The sequence below is a fragment of the Lyngbya sp. CCY1209 genome (assembly GCF_035615495.1).
GTDB lineage: Bacteria > Cyanobacteriota > Cyanobacteriia > Cyanobacteriales > Microcoleaceae > Limnospira.
This window is the reverse complement of record NZ_JAJENU010000148.1, coordinates 1-218: the sequence shown is the minus strand read 5'-3', so window position 1 is coordinate 218 and position 218 is coordinate 1. Positions and strand designations below refer to the sequence as shown.

Here is a 218-nt window from a genome sequence, read left to right as displayed (position 1 = left end):
GCTTCTCGGTTTGAGATTTCTGGTGATTTCCCTCTCCTCGTTGCCCAGTAGACCCAATTTCCGTCATACGTCGATGCTTTCGGTCTGACCAGCGTGTGGTAGACTATGGGAGTCCAAGCGTGTTTTTGGAGTCGTAAACCATCCTTAGTTTGGAAAATCCACTTATCCTTCCTTTCGTCCCCATTACTCAGTTTTGCCATACCTGTTCGGTAGTATTT

1 pseudogene is annotated in these 218 nt (G+C 46.8%); it reads right to left on the bottom strand.

Annotated elements, in window-relative coordinates:
• Positions 1–218 (bottom strand): annotated as a pseudogene (locus LKE08_RS01795) (hypothetical protein); the annotation flags it as partial.